Below are 16,330 nucleotides of genomic sequence, written 5' to 3' on the forward strand. Positions count from 1 at the left end.
AAAGGTAGTGGGTTTCCGCCTATGGCAAACGAAAGGATTTTATTTATGAAACAAAAAAGGTTTGCCTAGACAGACAAACCTTTTAAAATAAATAGTCGATAGGGGAATCGAACCCCTGTTTTCGCCGTGAGAGGGCGACGTCTTAGCCGCTTGACCAATCGACCATGTCGTTACGACTTGACTACTATATCACAAGTCAAAGTGAAAATCAAGTACTTTTTTATTTTGTTTTAAAAAATAAATAGTCGATAGGGGAATCGAACCCCTGTTTTCGCCGTGAGAGGGCGACGTCTTAGCCGCTTGACCAATCGACCATATCGTTGCGACTTGTCTAATATAGCACAGACAAAAATAAAAATCAAGTACTTTTTTCTTGAAAAATAAAAAAAGTTATCCTATAATATCTCTATCTGCGTAAAAAGTTGATTTTACACACTTGGAGGTTAAATAATTATAATGACGAATATAAACTATGAATTAATTGATACGACCGCGCCTGCACCGGAACAGGAACCGGAGAGACAGCGGTATTTTATTGCAAAGTGTAGAGAGATTATAAAGGAAAGAGAATTAGAGATTGGACGTAAGCTGACATTCTATGATCAGACTTTTGGATGCCAGATGAATTTTAAGGATTCTGAGAAGTTAAATGGTATTCTTGAGGATATCGGTTATGTGAAAGCGGACACAGAAAAGGCTGACTTTGTCTACTATAATACTTGTACAGTTCGTGAGAATGCGAATGTTCGTGTTTATGGAAGACTTGGTGCTTTAAAGAATTATAAAAAGAAGAATCCAGAGATGGTTATTGCCATGTGTGGCTGTATGATGCAGGAGCCGGAGGAACAGGAAAAGGTAAAGACAACATTCAAGTTTGTCGATGTGGTTTTTGGAACTCACAATATTTTTAAGCTGGCAGAGCTTTTATATGAATGCCTTTCTGGAAGAAAGAGAGTATTTGATGTCTGGGAGAAGACAGACCAGATTATTGAGGACCTGCCAAGTGACCGTAAGTTTGGATTTAAGGCTGGCGTAAATATTATGTTTGGCTGTAATAACTTCTGTAGTTACTGTATCGTTCCTTATGTAAGAGGAAGAGAGCGAAGCAGAAAGCCGGAAGATATTGTAGCAGAGGTGAAGAAGTTAGCATCCGAGGGTGTTGTGGAAGTCATGCTTCTTGGACAGAATGTAAACTCCTATGGTAAGAACTTGGAGAATCCAATCAGTTTTGCAAAGCTTCTTACAATGGTAGAAGAGGTAGAGGGAATCGAGAGAATTCGTTTTATGACTTCTCATCCAAAGGATTTGTCTGATGAGCTTATTGAGGTAATGGCACATTCCAAGAAGATTTGTAAGCATCTTCATTTGCCAGTACAGTCAGGAAGCAGTCGTATTTTGAAGTTAATGAATAGAAAATATACAAAAGAGCATTATCTTGAGCTGGTAGATAAGATTCGTACCGCTGTGCCTGATATTGCGATTACAACAGATATTATCGTAGGTTTTCCGGGAGAAACAGAGGAAGATTTTCAGGAGACACTTGATGTCGTGAGAAAGGCAAAATACGATAGTGCATTTACCTTTATTTATTCTAAACGTTCTGGAACTCCGGCGGCAAAAATGCCAGACCAGGTGCCAGACGATGTGGTACATGAAAGATTTGACCGCTTATTAAAAGTAGTAAATGAGGCGGCAAAAGAGCAAAATGGTAAGCTTACTGGTAATACAGAACTGGTGTTAGTAGAAGAAATTGATGAGAAAGATGATACAATGGTTACCGGAAGATTATCTAATAACAGCGTCGTACATTTTAAGGGAGATGCTTCTTTAATTGGAAAGATTGTTCCTGTTGTATTAGAGGAATCCAAAGGATTCTATTATCTGGGGAGGTTGAGCGTCAATGGCTAAACTAACTCCAATGATGGAACAGTATTTCCAGATAAAGAATAAATATAAAGATTGTATTTTGTTTTACCGTCTGGGAGATTTCTATGAAATGTTTTATGAGGATGCGCTTACCGCGTCAAGAGAGTTAGAGATCACTCTTACTGGGAAAAATTGTGGCCAGGAAGAAAAGGCGCCTATGTGCGGGGTGCCTTTCCATTCCTGTGAACCATATATTAATAAGTTAGTAGAGAAAGGATTTCGTGTTGCCATCTGTGAGCAGGTGGAGGATCCAAAGGCTGCCAAAGGAATTGTAAAGAGGGATGTTATCCGTGTAGTTACACCGGGAACCAATGTTATGACCCAGAGCCTTGATGAGTCAAAAAATAATTTCATTATGAGTGTGTTCTGTGAAGATGACCTGTTCGGAATCGGTGTGTGTGATTTGTCTACCGGTGAATTTCGAACAACGCAGGTTGAACATCAGGACGCACTTTTTGATGAGATGAATAAGTTCCAGCCATCAGAGATTATCTGCAATGATGCATTTTGTATCTGCGGCATGGACTTTGACTTTATCAAGGATAAGGTCGGCGCAGTTATTTCTCCGGTTGCAAGTTATTATTTTGAAAAAGATAATTGTGAAATGTTAATTAAAGAACAGTATAATCTTGCGAATTTAGAAGGAATCGGTCTTACGGATTATCCGTTTGGTGTGATTGCAAGTGGTGCGTTATTACAGTATCTTCATGAAACTCAGAAGAATTCTCTTTCACATTTAATGGAATTAAAAGTGTATTCCACAGAAAATTATATGGTGATCGATAGTTCTACGAGAAGAAACTTAGAGCTTTGTGAGACGTTGAGAGAAAAAGGAAAAAAAGGAAGTCTTTTGTGGGTGCTTGATAAGACAAAAACAGCGATGGGAGCGAGAATGCTCCGTAAGATGATCGAACAGCCACTGATTCATAAAACAGCGATTCAGGACAGACTGGATGCGGTGGAAATGTTAAAAGATAATCTTATGGCGCGTGAAGAACTTCGTGAGTACATGAATTCTATCTATGATCTAGAGCGTCTTACAATGAAAGTAAGTTATCGCAGTGCGAACCCAAGAGACTTGATTTCTTTTAAGACATCGATTCAGTATCTGCCATATATCAAGGATATTCTTGCACAGTTCAGTAAAGGGGTTCTTGCTAAAATGGCCGGGGATTTGGATACATTAGAAGATCTTCATGAGTTACTGGAGGCATCAATTGAGGAAGACCCACCAATCCCAATCAAGGAAGGCGGCATCATCAAAGAAGGATTTGATGAGGAAATTGATCATTTGAAGAAGGCAAAGACCGATGGAAAAACCTGGCTTGCCGAGTTAGAAGAACGAGAGCGTGAAAAGACAGGAATTAAAAATCTCCGTGTGCGTTATAATAAAGTGTTTGGCTATTATATAGAGGTAACCAATTCTTATAAAGATTTAGTGCCAGAGTACTATATTCGCCGTCAGACACTTGCCAATGCAGAACGTTATACAACAGAAGAACTGTCCGAACTTGCAAGAACGATTCTTGGAGCGGAAGATAGGTTGTACGCTTTAGAATATGAGACCTATGTGGCAATCCGTGAAAAACTTGCTGCTGAGATGGAGCGAATCCAGAAGACAGCAAGTGTGATTGCATGGACAGACGTGTTTGCTTCTCTTGCGCTTGTCGCAGAGACAAACCAGTATGTAAGACCAACACTGAATCAGAGAGGAGTTATCGACATTAAAGATGGCCGCCATCCAGTTGTAGAAAAAATGATGTCTGGGGAACTTTTTGTGGCCAATGATACGCTGCTTGACCATAAAAAGAATCGTGTGGATATTATTACCGGACCGAATATGGCAGGAAAGTCTACCTATATGAGACAGACTGCGCTTATCGTACTGATGGCACAGATTGGTTCTTTTGTTCCGGCAAAGTCTGCTAACATTGGTCTCGTGGACCGTATTTTCACAAGAGTAGGTGCCTCTGATGACTTAGCGTCTGGGCAGAGTACCTTTATGGTGGAAATGAGTGAGGTTGCCAATATTTTGCGTCATGCGACAAAGGACAGTCTCCTGATTCTTGATGAAATCGGACGAGGAACAAGTACTTTTGATGGACTTTCTATTGCGTGGGCAGTTGTAGAGTACATAGCTGGTTCTTCACTATCTGGTGCGAAAACACTATTTGCGACTCACTATCATGAACTTACTGAATTAGAAGGTAAGCTTCCAGGTGTTAATAATTACTGCATTGCCGTACAGGAAAAAGGTGATACGATTATTTTCCTGCGTAAGATTATTAAGGGAAGTGCTGATAAGAGTTATGGTATTCAGGTTGCCAAGCTTGCAGGCGTTCCAGAAGTTGTTATAGAAAGAGCAAAAGAAATCGCAGCAGAACTAGAAGAGTCTGATATTACAGCGAATACAAAAAATATTGGAAAGAAACATACAGAAGAGGTAGAACCAGTACAGATTTCCCTGTTTGATACGATGGGAATGGTTGCGGAACAGCCAAAGAAAAGTGAAGTAGAAGAAACATTGAAGAAGTTAGATATCAGTAATATGACACCGATGGAAGCAATGAATCAGCTTTACGAGTTGCAGAAGAAGTGTAAGTAAATTGACTGTTACATAGTATGTTTATTCCCTAATACAAACATAGTGATATATCTATAATAATGAATGCATTGAGATCATAAAAATAAAAAGTGATGGAATAATAGAGAAAAGATAGAAATGTCAGAAGGGAGAAATTATGCCAGAGATAAGAGTTCTTGACCAGAGTACGATTAATCAGATTGCTGCCGGAGAAGTTGTTGAACGACCGTCCTCTATTGTAAAAGAGCTTGTGGAAAATGCTGTAGATGCCAACTCTACAGCAGTTACCGTAGAAATCAAAGGCGGCGGTATTGATTTTATACGAATTACAGATAACGGCTGCGGCATTGAGAAAGAACAGGTTCGAAAGGCTTTTCTTCCGCATGCGACCAGCAAGATCCGCTCTGCGAGTGATTTAGAGACCGTTGTGTCTCTTGGTTTTCGAGGCGAAGCTTTATCGAGCATCGCATCGGTTGCCAAAGTAGAACTGGTAACGAAAACAGATGAAGGAATTTCTGGTATTCGCTATGTGATAGAGGGTGGAGAAGAAAAGAGCTATGATGAAATTGGATGTCCTGAAGGAACCACTTTTATCATCCGTAATCTTTTCTTTAACACACCGGCAAGAAGAAAGTTCTTAAAATCAAAAATGACCGAGGCAGGTTATGTAGAATCCTTTATCCAGCGTCTTGCCTTGAGCCATCCAGATATTTCTTTTAAGTTTATCTGTGATAATAAAAATAAAATATCTACTTCCGGTAACGGAAATCTAAAAGATGTGATCTACAACATTTTCGGAAGAGATGTGGCGATGAATCTTCTTCCTGTAAAGGGAAATGAAAACGGAATTCTGGTAGACGGTTATATCGGAAAGCCGGTTATTTCCCGAGGAAATCGAAATTATGAGAATTATTTTGTAAACGGCCGTTATCTGAAAAATAATATCATCAGCAAGGCGATTGAGGAAGGTTATAAAGGACATGCAATGGTGCATAAGTTCCCGTTTACAGCTTTAATGATTTCGATGGACCCGCATTGTTTTGATGCCAATGTTCACCCGGCAAAGATGGAGATGCGTTTTCGAAATGCGGAAGAACTATATTCCTCTGTGATGAGTGCAGTCCGAAGCAGCTTTGTAAAAAAAGAACTGATTCCAAAAGTAGGAATCGGTAATGATAAGAAAGAAAAAGAAAGCGTAAAGAAGATTCCAGAGCCATTCGAAAGAAAGAGACGGGCGATTGAAGAGCGTTTTTCCTCTCTCTCTCAAGAAAAGATTCGAGAGATTGAGAAGAGAAAAGAGCAGGGAGATGCTGCAGAGCAAAGGGTATCTGTTTTAGCAAAAAATAGTATGGAAAATAATGTGCGAGATTCTGTCCAGGGCAATGACGGGAATAATGCACAAAATCCTATTCAAAATCCTGCCCAAAACACTACGGGAAATATGTCTGGAAGTGTTAATGGTTATTCAGGTGTACACGGTGAAAATTCAGAAAATGCAACAGAAATTTCAAATCGAAGAAGTTCGATAGAAGAAAGAATTGCCCGACTGCATGTCGGAGAGAACAACGCAATCAAAAAAGAGATTGATGATGTGATTCCAAAATCAATGGATGAAAGTACTGCAAAAGCTGAAGAATATTCGGAAAGTGATGACAGACAAATAAAACAGGATAAAAAGCCAAGTGGACAGAAAGAACTCCTGAAAGAAGCAGATACTTACGGAAAAGGCACCCAAATGAGCTTCGCCGATGTTCCGCTCCTTTCCGAAGAAGCCCGTCCAAAGCACCGTATCATCGGGCAGGTGTTCCGCACCTACTGGCTGGTAGAATTTGATGAGAAGCTGTTTTTTGTAGATCAGCATGCGGCACATGAAAAGGTAATGTATGAGAAGTTAAAGAAAGATTTGGAAAATAATACAATTGTCCAGCAGATGGTTGCCCCTCCGGTCATTCTTACTTTTAGCATAAAAGAACAGCAGAAGTTTAAGATTTGTGAAGAATCTTTCAAAAAACTTGGATTTCTTATTGAAGAATTCGGCGGAAACGAGTATTGTATTCGTGGGGTTCCGGCGAATCTGCTCGGAATTGACCCGCAGGAGCTGTTTATCGAAATTTTTGACCAGATAGAGGAAAACAGTGGTAAGATGAATTTAGAAATGATCACAGACAGATTGGCAACGATGGCTTGCAAGGCAGCCGTAAAGGGTAATACAGCCATGTCTTATCAGGAAATGGATGCACTGATGGATCAGCTTATGAAGCTCGATAATCCATATCAGTGTCCACATGGCCGTCCAACGATTATTTCTATGACAAAGTATGAATTAGAAAAAAAGTTTAAGCGAGTACAGTAGAGGGGGATGGTTGTGGAACAGAAAAAACCTCTTATTATATTAACCGGACCGACAGCCGCCGGAAAGACAAAGCTTTCTATTGGTCTGGCAAAAAGTATTGGCGGAGAGATTATCAGTGCAGATTCCATGCAGGTGTATAAAAAGATGGATATCGGTACAGCAAAGATTCGTCCGGAAGAAATGGACGGAGTGCCGCATTATCTGGTAGATGAATTTGATCCATCAGAAGAATTCAACGTCGTTGTTTTTGTAGAAAGAGCGAAAGCTGCGATGGAGAAGATTTATGCTGCAGGTCATATCCCGATTATTGTCGGGGGAACTGGATTTTACATTCAGGCGTTGCTTTATGATATTGACTTTTCAGAGCATGAAGGAAAGGAGAGTTACCGAAAGGAATTAGAACAGCTTGCGAAAGAAAAAGGAAAAGAATATCTTTACGAAATTCTTAAGGAAGTTGACCCGGAATATGCACAGATTGTACATTTTAATAATGTAAAAAGAGTAATCCGGGCACTCGAATACCATAAAGAGACCGGACATAAGTTATCGGAGCATAATAAGGAACAAAGGCAGAAAGACTCCCCTTATAATTTTGCGTATTTTGTATTATATCACGATAGAGAAGTGCTGTATGACCGCATCAACAGACGTGTCGATCTGATGATGGAGGACGGGCTTCTTGAGGAAGTAAAAGGATTGATAGAAGAAGGATACACAAAGGATCTTGTATCCATGCAGGGACTTGGCTATAAAGAGTTTTTTGATTATTTTGATGGGGAGATGTCTTTAGAGGAGACTGTCGATAAAGTCAAAAGAGATACAAGACGTTTTGCAAAAAGACAGCTTACCTGGTTTCGACGGGAAAAAGAAGTTGTCTGGCTGAATAAAAAGGAATATGAACAGGAAAAGAACCTGCTTGATTCTGTTTTAAATATAATAAAAGAGAAAGGAATCTGTAATGGAACAAAGAGATAAGATACTGGAAGAGTATTATGCACAGATGGGAATCGCAAAGCCGGTCTACGACTTTTGCATGAAAGTAGAGGAAGAATTAAAAGACCGCTTTTTATCTATAGATAAAACTGCAGAATGTAATCAGATGAAGGTGCTCCGTGCGATGCAGAAAAATCATTTAAGTGAGGCTTGCTTTGCACCGACAACTGGCTATGGATATAATGATATTGGAAGAGAGACATTAGAAAAGATTTATGCTGATGTATTTGGAACAGAAGATGCATTGGTAAGACCACAGATTACCTGTGGAACACATGCGCTTGCGCTTGCATTAATGAGCCAGCTTAGACCAGGAGATGAACTGTTATCCCCTGTAGGCAAGCCATATGATACGTTGGAAGAAGTTATAGGGATTCGTCCGTCCAATGGCTCTCTTGCAGAATATGGCATCAGTTACCATCAGGTAGATTTGCTGCCAGATGGTGAGTTTGACTGGGATGGTATTGAGAAGGCATTAAATGAAAAAACAAAGCTTGTTACTATTCAGCGTTCCAAAGGCTATGCCTCCCGCCCGACTCTTTCTGTAAAAAGAATTGGAGAGTTGATTCATTTTATTAAGGAAAGAAAACCAGATGTACTCTGTATGGTAGATAACTGTTATGGAGAGTTCGTTGAGATTGAGGAACCATCACAGGTAGGAGCAGACTTGATTGTCGGTTCTCTGATTAAGAATCCAGGTGGCGGACTTGCTCCGATCGGCGGTTATCTTTGTGGAACAAAGGAATGTATCGACAGGGCAGCTTACCGTCTGACTTCTCCTGGACTTGGCAAAGAGGTGGGAGCAACGCTTGGCGTTACAACTTCACTTACACAGGGACTTTTCTTAGCACCAACAGTTGTAAAGGGCGCGTTAAAGGGTGCGGTTTTTGCGGCAAATATTTATGAAAAGTTAGGATTTAAAGTAATTCCTGACAGCAAGGAGAGCCGTCATGATATTATTCAGGAAGTAGAATTCCATGATCCAGAACTTATGGTAGCTTTCTGTGAGGGAATTCAGGCGGCCGCACCGGTAGACAGTTTTGTTCGTCCAGAACCGTGGGATATGCCAGGATATGATGCACAGGTAATTATGGCTGCGGGAGCATTTGTTTCCGGTTCCTCGATTGAACTTAGTGCAGATGGTCCGATGAAAGAACCATATGCCGTTTATTTCCAGGGCGGACTTACATGGGAACATGCCAAATATGGAATTATGATGTCTCTGCAAAAAATATATGAGACAGGAAAACTTAAAAATATCTTAATAAATGACACAGAAAGTTAACGAAACCTACCCTTGAACCCTATATACAAAAGTTTGTTTTTATGGTAAAATATTTTCAATCAGCGTGTCCGTGTCTGGAGAGAATTCAGGAGGGACCAATATGGAAAGACAGTCAGTAACGATGAAGCAGCGCCCGGAAACAGAACGTCCATATGAGAAGTGTTTGAAGGCAGGAGCAGAGAGCCTTACAGACGGAGAATTACTTGCCGTACTTATCCGTTGTGGAACGAAGAACTACTCGGCATTAGAACTTGCATTTGCACTTTTGGACAGACATCCTGTTTATAAAGGATTGGCAGGCTTGTATCATCTGGATATGGAGATGTTAAAGACGATTCCGGGAATAGGGAATGTCAAGGCAATTGAGATTTTGTGTGCACTGGAGTTGTCGAAACGTCTGGCAAGAGCTTCTATTAAAGAAGAGAGTGATTTTAGCTCGCCAGAGTATATTGCGTCCTATTATATGGAAGAGATGCGGCATCTTTGTGTTGAAAAGGTAATGCTTCTTCTTTTGGATGGACGGCACAGGCTGATGAAAGAGATTTTACTGTCGAAAGGAACAGCGAACAGTTCCTGGGTTCCGGTTCGGACCATTTTTGTGGAGGCGCTTCGGTACGAGGCAGTTTACATGATTTTGATTCATAATCATCCGTCGGGATGTCCAGAACCAAGCAGAGAAGATCTTGTGATTACAAAACAGATAAAAGAGGCGGGAGAACTCCTGGGGATTCCGCTTTCTGATCATATCATTATAGGGGATAAGTGTTATACCAGCTTAAGAGAACAGCAGATGATGTGAGGATAAATGTACTTTTAAAATCAGGTATAAAGGATTTTAAAAGTACGCTGACAAAGAGTAGAAACAAATGCGGTAATGCCGCATTTGTTTCATGTATAAATGCTAACGAAAGGAGACATACCAATGTCTGAAAAAATATATGGAATTGATATGGGAACGAATTCCATCAAAATTTACCAGAAAGCCGCAGGAGTAATTTTACATCAGAAGAACATGATTGCTATGGTGAAGAAAAAAGAACCATTAGCATTAGGTGATGAAGCATATTCTATGTATGAGAAAGCACCGAAGAACATTGAAGTAAAACAGCCAATCATCAACGGTGTTATTGCTGATTTTACAGCGATGCAGACGATGATCCAGCTTTATTTTAAAGGAATGCATGGCAAAAAGTTTGCAGAAGGTCTTGCTGCCGGCGGTAACGCAGAGTTTTATATCGCAGTACCATCTGATATTACAGAAGTAGAGAAACGTGCATTCTATGACCTGATCGCAAGTTCTTCTTTAAAGACAAAGAAGATTCGTATTGTGGAGAAGCCAATTGCAGATGCACTTGGTGCAGGACTTGACGTAATGGATGCAACCGGCCGTCTTATTGTTAATATTGGAGCAGATACAACAGAAATCAGTCTGATCAGTCTTGGAGGAATCGTGCAGAGCCGTCTCTTAAAAATTGGTGGAACAAAGTTTGATGAGGCAATCCAGCAGACTGTAAAGAAAAAGCATAATCTTGTGATTGGTATGAAGAGTGCAGAGAGACTGAAAATGCAGCTTGCCAGCGGTATCAAAGAGGATGAGGAGATTACCTATGATGTAATGGGACGTAATCTTATTACGGGACTTCCTAATAAGGTAACTGTTACAAATCATCTGATTTTTGAGGCAATGTCAGAAAGCCTTTCTTCTATCATTGATGCAATCAAGTTTATTTTAGAGAAAACTCCGCCAGAATTATCTATGGATATCATGCATGATGGTGTATGTATGACTGGTGGTTCTACACATATCAAGAATCTTGATCTTCTTATTCAGCAGGAGACAGGTCTTTCTATTATGAAGATGGAAGAGCCAGAACTTACTGTAGTAAAAGGACTTGGAATGATCATGGAAAATCCGGATTATGAAAGACTGGCTCATAATTTACAGGATTCTGATTTTCACTAATCAGGGAGTGGTACTATGAAAAATCGTCATAATTTTGAGTTTTCACCCAAAACGATGCTTGTCTTTCTGACAATCATCTGCATATTGCTTCTGTCAGTCAGTGCAGTATTAAAAGATGCAGTGAAACCTCTCTCTGCGGTTGCAGAAACAGTAGTAATCCCAATGCAGGACGGAATTAACTCTTTTGGTGTATGGGTAGGCGATCATGCTGGCTCTTTTAAGAGTATGAAAGAACTAAAAAAAGAGAATGCAAAGCTTAATGAAAAAGTCAGAGAGTTAACACAGGAAAACGAAACTTTAAGTACCAACGAAAAAGAATTAAATAATCTGCAGAAGCTCTTGAAGATAGACAAGGCCTATTCTCAGTACAAGAAGGTTGGCGCAAGAGTCATCAGTAAAGGAAGCGGCAACTGGTATAACACATTTGTTATTAATAAAGGTTCCAAAGATGGAATTAAGGTGAATATGAACGTTATAGCGGATGGCGGGCTGGTAGGAATTGTGACAGAGACTGGCCGTACCTATGCTAAAGTATGTTCTATCATTAATGATAGCAGTAGTGTCAGTGCAAAGTCTTCACAGGCAGGAGACACCTGTGTTGTACAGGGAAACAGCGAGTCTGTGCAAAAAGATGGCACAATTGATGTGACCTATATTAGTAAAGATGCAGATATGAAAGAGGGAGAGGAGCTGATTACGTCACATATCAGTTCTAAGTACTTAGAGGGAATCAAAATCGGAACAGTAAGCAAGATTTCCACAGACTCCTCCAATCTTACAAAGTCTGCTAAGGTAACTCCATTTGTGGATTTTCAGCATATCGAGGATGTGTTGGTCATCACACAGTTAAAAGAAGTTCCCGCAGACAGCGACAGTGCAGATTAAAGGATAAATCAGGCGGAAATAAGAGTATCGTACAGATATTTCTCTTTCCGCCATTTGTGTAAGAAGGGATTTATTATGAAACGAGGAATTGTGACAGCAGTGCTGGTATTTATTTGTTTTATATTACAGACATCTGTGTTTGAGTTGATTAAGTTAGCAGGAATCACGCCAAATATTTTACTTATTCTTATTTCCTCAGTAGCGGTAATGCGCGGACAGAAACCAGGAATGATTGTTGGCTTCTTCAGTGGTCTGCTGATGGATATTTTTTACGGTTCGACAATCGGTGGATTTGCCTTTTTATATATGGTATTCGGTTTCGTAGATGGATTTTTTAATCGGATTTATTATTCTGATGATAATATTCTTCCTCTCGTTTTAATCGGAGTGAATGATTTGATTTATGGATTTATTATGTATATTCTCTGCGGACTTTTACAGAATCATTTGCGGATTATTTACTACCTTAAGAATATTATTCTCCCGGAAATGGTATATACCGTAGCGGTAGGGCTTGTATGCTACCAGATTTTATTAAGGATAAATGATTGGCTGGAAAAGAACGAAAAGAGGGGTGCAGATTTTGTTTAAGTTCAAGAAAAAGCAGGAAAAAGATAAAACAAAATTAAGAGGACAGATTATAGAGCTGCTTTCAAATCGTATTATAATCATGGGAGTACTGCTGATGGTGTTATTCTGCCTCCTTATTTATCGTCTTTTTGTTTTGCAGATTATACAGGGTGACGAACATTTAGCAAACTTTAATTACAAAATAAAAAAGACGATAGAAATCAGTGGTGCAAGAGGTAATATTTATGACTGTAATGGAAAAACGTTAGCCTATAACCAGCTGGCTTATACGGTGACATTGGAAAATACGGACGAGACAAGCCGAATTGCTCGTGAGAGAACGAATGCGAATGGGAAGAATGGTCAGAAAGTAACAGAGAATGATGTTAAGAACGAAGTAATCTACAAGCTGATCAAGGTGCTTGAAACGAATGGAGATACGATAAACTACAGTCTTCCTATGACAGTAAACAGTAAGGGAAAACTGAAGTTTACGGTATCAGGTTCTTCGCTGGCCAGATTTAAAAAAGATATTTATGGTATTACCAATATTGATAATCTTTCAGGAGACGAGAAAAAGAAAGCGGAGAAGTATTTGAATTCTACACCAGAAGAGGTATATGAATATTTAAGAAGTGGAAAGAACGGACCGCAGGGAACAGGTAATATGTTTGGAATCGCAGATAGTTATTCTACAGAGGATACATTAAAGATTATGTCTGTAAGATATGATGTATTTATGAATCGTTATTCTCAGACAACGCCGATTACCGTAGCAACGAATATCAGCGATAAAAGTATCGCGGCAATTTCAGAACATGATGATGAATATCCGGGAGTTTCAATTAAGGCAGACTCTCTTCGTAAATATAATGATGCCAAATATTTTTCTTCTGTTTTAGGATATACAGGTGTTGTTTCAGAAAGTGAATTAAAAGAACTGAATGGCAATGGCGGCAAGTATGAAGCAAACGATGTTGTAGGAAAAACCGGAATTGAAAAAACAATGGAAAGTACTCTCCAGGGTAAGAAAGGCCAGAAAGATGTTTTGGTAGATAATCTTGGTAAGGTTATTAAGACAGTAAAGACAACAAAGGCATCTGCCGGAAATAATGTTTATCTGACGATTGATGCAGATTTACAAAAATATGCATATAATATTTTAGAGAGACGTCTTGCAGGAATTCTGCTTGCACATCTGACAACAGCAGACACAGCAGGTTCTGAAAAGAGAGTTCCAATAAAAGATGTGTATTATGCACTTATTGATAATAATATTATTAATATTTCCAAGCTTTCAAGGAAAAAGGCCAAAACGAATGAAAAAGATGTCTATCAGATTTACAGGAAAAAGCAGGAAACGGTTCTTAGTACTCTTCGAAAAGATTTGCAGAGCGGCACGACAATCCGTAAGAACTTAAGTGAAGAAAAACAAGACTATGTAAGCTATATTTACAAGATGCTTGAGAACGATGGTATTCTTGTTGCTTCTTCAATTGACGAGAATGATCAGGTATACCTTGACTGGAAAGATGAGAAGATTACGTTCCGTAAATTTTTAAGACATGCGATTAATAATGAGTGGATTAATATCAGTTCTTTTAACATAAAGTCCGATTATTATGATGCAGATGAAATTTATGATGAATTGATAAATTATATTGTTGATGCATTGAAATCTGAGGAAGACTTTGATAAAATTCTATATGAGTATATGATTAAAAACGGCAATTTAAGCGGCAAGAAGGTCTGCCTGCTTTTGTATGATCAGGGAGTTCTTGATAAAAAGAAAGATAAGGACTATAATAGTTTGTATACAGGTAAAATGTCTGCCTATAACTTTATGTATAAGAAGATAAAGAATATAGAGATTACGCCGGCTCAGCTCGCACTTGATCCATGTTCTGGTTCCGTTGTTATCACAGATCCAGATACAGGGGAGGTAAAGGCAATGGTTTCTTATCCAAGTTATAATAATAACCGCCTTGCGAATGGAATTGACTCTTCCTATTATGCATCGCTTAATACGGATTTATCTTCTCCAATGCTAAACAGGGCAACGCAGTCAAGGACAGCACCTGGATCTACATTTAAGCCAATTTCTTCCACAGCAGTTTTAGAAGAGGGGGTAGCGAATGCCTCTACATATGTGAAGTGTACAGGGATTTTTGATAAGATTTCACCGGCAGCTAAATGCTGGATTTATCCGAATGCACATGGATCTCTTAATGTAAGTGGGGCAATCGCAGTATCTTGTAACTTCTTCTTCTATCAGATGGGATATAATCTTGGTACAGTGAATGGAACGTATAATAGCCAGAGAGGTCTGACAAAGTTAAAGAAATATGCATCTATGTACGGTTTTAATCGTAAATCCGGAGTAGAGATTACAGAATACGAACCACATATTTCTGATGAAGATGCGATTCGTTCTGCAATTGGACAGGGTACACACAGTTATACACCAAGTCAGATTTCAAGATATGTAACTTCTCTTGTAAATCATAAGAATTTAATAGACCTCTCTCTTATAGAGAAGACAACAGATTCTTCGGGCAGTGTAATTACATCATATAAGAAGAGAACAGAAGAGAAGTTAGACATAAAGTCTTCCACATTTGATCTGATCAAAAAGGGTATGATTGGAGTGGTAAATGGTAAGGACAGTTCTATCAAATATCTGTATGAGAAACAGGGTATGAAGGTAGCAGGTAAAACTGGTACGGCACAGGAAAATAAAAAGCGTCCGAACCATGCATTATTTATATCTTATGCTCCATATGACAATCCAGATATTACCATGACTGTAGTAGTGCCAAATGGTTATACTTCAGCAAATGCGGCAGAGATTGCCAGAGATATCTATAAGTACTATTTTGGAAAGGCCAGCAAGGCAGAGAAAAAAGCAACAACAGCATTACTGCCTACAGGTTCAGATGGAAGTAATGATTAATGATGTACTCTCACAAATTCAAGTACAGAAAGATTCCGGGAGCACATGTTAGAAAACAGGAGGAGATATGAAAAGTTCCGTCATTATTAAAGGGAATAAATATGGATTTCAGATTGTATTGAATCCGACACTTCCTTTTGAAGAACTTCTTCGGGAAGTCGGGAACAAGTTTAAGGAATCTACTCATTTTTTCGATTTAAATAAACCGATTGCAGTCAGTTTTACAGGACGTGAGCTCACGTCAGGAGAACAGAATCTTTTGGTTGATACAATATCTGAAAACAGCGGACTGAATATCAGTTGTGTGATTGATGGTGCAAAAGTATATGAGACGCAGTTCGCAAAGGTACTTAATGAGATAAGAGAAGAAGAAAAGAAGGAAAAGAAACGTCAGGAAGCAGAGTCTTTTCCGGAAAACCGCATTGCAAAGAATGGACAGTTTTACCGTGGAACATTACGTTCCGGACAGAAGATAGAAGTAGATGGAAGTATAGTAATTCTTGGGGATATTAATCCGGGGGCGCAGATTGTTGCAGGTGGCAATGTTGTTGTATTAGGCTGCCTTAAAGGAACGGTACATGCAGGCTATCCAGAGGATAATAGTGCTTTTGTAGCGGCACTTATGATGGAACCAATGCAGATTCAGATTGGCAGTTATATTGCGCGCTCGCCGGATCAGAGGGTGAAAAATACAAAGAAGAATGCCAAAAAGAAGAATCGTCAGGAACTGCTGGCAAAGCTTGCATTCGTGGAGAATGACAGTATTTTCATTGAGACGATTACGAGGTCGTTGATTAGCGAAATCAGTATTAGTTAAT

The 16,330-nt window shown here is 39.3% G+C and carries 11 protein-coding genes and 2 tRNA genes; 11 read left to right on the forward strand and 2 right to left on the reverse strand.

The genetic code is table 11. The annotated features are described in order from the left end of the window. Window positions 1–92: 92 nt before the first annotated feature. Together EUBHAL_RS08405 and EUBHAL_RS08410 are read right to left on the reverse strand one after the other, a co-directional pair. A tRNA-Glu gene (locus EUBHAL_RS08405) sits at window positions 93–164 on the reverse strand. Between the two features lie 78 nt (window positions 165–242). After that, window positions 243–314: transfer RNA gene (locus tag EUBHAL_RS08410), tRNA-Glu, on the reverse strand. 142 nt (window positions 315–456) lie between these two features. On the opposite strand from EUBHAL_RS08410, the gene miaB reads away from it, so the two are divergent. From miaB to minC, 11 genes are all read left to right on the forward strand, one after another. Next, complete coding sequence (gene miaB / locus EUBHAL_RS08415) at window positions 457–1,908, forward strand: tRNA (N6-isopentenyl adenosine(37)-C2)-methylthiotransferase MiaB (protein ID WP_005348027.1); 1,452 nt, start codon at window positions 457–459, stop codon at window positions 1,906–1,908. After that, window positions 1,901–4,531 carry a DNA mismatch repair protein MutS gene (mutS, locus tag EUBHAL_RS08420; protein ID WP_005348030.1) on the forward strand — a complete coding sequence of 877 codons (2,631 nt, stop codon included), beginning with the start codon at window positions 1,901–1,903 and terminating at the stop codon, window positions 4,529–4,531. Before miaB ends, mutS begins: the two co-directional genes overlap by 8 nt. Before the next feature lie 136 nt (window positions 4,532–4,667). Next, window positions 4,668–6,863, forward strand: a complete 2,196-nt coding sequence (gene mutL / locus EUBHAL_RS08425) for a DNA mismatch repair endonuclease MutL (protein ID WP_005348032.1) — start codon at window positions 4,668–4,670, stop codon at window positions 6,861–6,863. A gap of 6 nt (window positions 6,864–6,869) precedes the next feature. Beyond that, window positions 6,870–7,838 (forward strand): tRNA (adenosine(37)-N6)-dimethylallyltransferase MiaA, encoded by a 969-nt coding sequence (gene miaA / locus EUBHAL_RS08430; protein ID WP_005348034.1) that lies wholly within the window; start codon window positions 6,870–6,872, stop codon window positions 7,836–7,838. After that, window positions 7,822–9,141, forward strand: coding sequence for a methionine gamma-lyase family protein (locus EUBHAL_RS08435; protein WP_005348035.1), 1,320 nt, complete (start codon window positions 7,822–7,824; stop codon window positions 9,139–9,141). Before miaA ends, EUBHAL_RS08435 begins: the two co-directional genes overlap by 17 nt. Window positions 9,142–9,241: 100 nt before the next feature. Continuing rightward, a complete protein-coding gene (gene radC / locus EUBHAL_RS08440) occupies window positions 9,242–9,940 on the forward strand; it encodes a RadC family protein (RefSeq protein ID WP_022169825.1) in 699 nt (232 codons plus the stop codon). 123 nt (window positions 9,941–10,063) lie between these two features. After that, entirely contained in the window at window positions 10,064–11,104 is a 1,041-nt protein-coding gene (locus EUBHAL_RS08445; protein ID WP_022169824.1) for a rod shape-determining protein, read from the forward strand. Between the two features lie 15 nt (window positions 11,105–11,119). Continuing rightward, on the forward strand, window positions 11,120–11,989 hold the full coding sequence (gene mreC / locus EUBHAL_RS08450; RefSeq protein ID WP_005348041.1) for a rod shape-determining protein MreC: 870 nt from the start codon (window positions 11,120–11,122) through the stop codon (window positions 11,987–11,989). A 75-nt stretch (window positions 11,990–12,064) separates the two neighbouring features. Beyond that, entirely contained in the window at window positions 12,065–12,580 is a 516-nt protein-coding gene (gene mreD, locus EUBHAL_RS08455) for a rod shape-determining protein MreD (RefSeq protein WP_005348043.1), read from the forward strand. Further along, the gene (locus EUBHAL_RS08460) at window positions 12,564–15,512 is read left to right on the forward strand and encodes a penicillin-binding transpeptidase domain-containing protein (RefSeq protein WP_005348045.1); all 2,949 of its coding nucleotides are present in this window, start codon (window positions 12,564–12,566) and stop codon (window positions 15,510–15,512) included. The genes mreD and EUBHAL_RS08460 overlap by 17 nt, the downstream gene beginning before the upstream one ends. Before the next feature lie 67 nt (window positions 15,513–15,579). Further along, the gene (gene minC / locus EUBHAL_RS08465; RefSeq protein ID WP_005348046.1) at window positions 15,580–16,329 is read left to right on the forward strand and encodes a septum site-determining protein MinC; all 750 of its coding nucleotides are present in this window, start codon (window positions 15,580–15,582) and stop codon (window positions 16,327–16,329) included. The last annotated feature ends 1 nt before the right edge of the window (window position 16,330 follow it).

It is taken from the genome of Anaerobutyricum hallii DSM 3353, assembly GCF_000173975.1.
Classification (GTDB): domain Bacteria; phylum Bacillota; class Clostridia; order Lachnospirales; family Lachnospiraceae; genus Anaerobutyricum; species Anaerobutyricum hallii.

Coding starts and splice junctions, on each gene's coding strand:
- miaB (WP_005348027.1), top strand. CDS start 457: ATGACGAATATAAACTATGAATTAATTGATACGACCGCGCCTGCACCG.
- minC (WP_005348046.1), top strand. CDS start 15,580: ATGAAAAGTTCCGTCATTATTAAAGGGAATAAATATGGATTTCAGATT.
- EUBHAL_RS08445 (WP_022169824.1), top strand. CDS start 10,064: ATGTCTGAAAAAATATATGGAATTGATATGGGAACGAATTCCATCAAA.
- mutL (WP_005348032.1), top strand. CDS start 4,668: ATGCCAGAGATAAGAGTTCTTGACCAGAGTACGATTAATCAGATTGCT.
- mreC (WP_005348041.1), top strand. CDS start 11,120: ATGAAAAATCGTCATAATTTTGAGTTTTCACCCAAAACGATGCTTGTC.
- EUBHAL_RS08435 (WP_005348035.1), top strand. CDS start 7,822: ATGGAACAAAGAGATAAGATACTGGAAGAGTATTATGCACAGATGGGA.
- mutS (WP_005348030.1), top strand. CDS start 1,901: ATGGCTAAACTAACTCCAATGATGGAACAGTATTTCCAGATAAAGAAT.
- miaA (WP_005348034.1), top strand. CDS start 6,870: ATGGTTGTGGAACAGAAAAAACCTCTTATTATATTAACCGGACCGACA.
- radC (WP_022169825.1), top strand. CDS start 9,242: ATGGAAAGACAGTCAGTAACGATGAAGCAGCGCCCGGAAACAGAACGT.
- mreD (WP_005348043.1), top strand. CDS start 12,065: ATGAAACGAGGAATTGTGACAGCAGTGCTGGTATTTATTTGTTTTATA.